Below are 554 nucleotides of genomic sequence, written 5' to 3'. Positions count from 1 at the left end.
CGCCGGGCAGGCGCTCGGCCGCCAGGAACAGCAGCGGGAACAGCGCGCCGATGTTGAGCACGCCGAGCACGGCGGCCTTCCACCACCAGTCCCCGCGCGGCAGCACCCGGGTGATCGCCAACGCGAGCAGACCGGCGGGCAGGGCGCGCAGCAGGCCGGCGAACAACGGGTGGCCCGGCGGGAGGAGTTCGGTGGTCACGGCGTACGTGGTGCCCCAGGACAGGGGCGCGAGCGCGGTCAGGGCGACGGTGGCCACCCGCCGCGCGGACGGGCCGCGCGGCGGGCCCGGCGACCGGTCGGTCAGGGCATCCATGCGGGAAAGTCTGGGCCGTGTCGGATCATGCACGCAAAGCATGGTTGCGATGGCTTCTATGAACCAACAGCATGGTGGGATGGATCTGCAACAGATGCGGTACGTCGTCGCCGTCGCCGAGACGCGCAACTTCACCCGCGCCGCCGAGCGCTGCTCCGTCGTGCAGTCGTCGCTCAGCCACCGGATCGCCAGCCTGGAGCGGGAGCTGGGGGTCACGCTGTTCGCCCGCTCCAGCCGGCGG

1 protein-coding gene and 1 pseudogene are annotated in these 554 nt (G+C 72.6%); one reads left to right on the top strand and one right to left on the bottom strand.

The genetic code is table 11. The features are described 5' to 3' along the window. Positions 1 to 313, bottom strand: a pseudogene (locus KUM32_RS42710) (EamA family transporter); the annotation flags it as partial. A gap of 79 nt (positions 314 to 392) precedes the next feature. Here KUM32_RS42710 and KUM32_RS42705 point away from each other — a divergent pair. Beyond that, the coding region (locus tag KUM32_RS42705; RefSeq protein ID WP_217146938.1) for a LysR family transcriptional regulator at positions 393 to 554 on the top strand (162 nt) is incomplete at its 3' end.

It is taken from the genome of Streptomyces sp. AC627_RSS907 (assembly GCF_019049165.1).
Note: the sequence above shows the minus strand (reverse complement) of the source record. Positions and strands in the feature narration are given on the sequence as shown.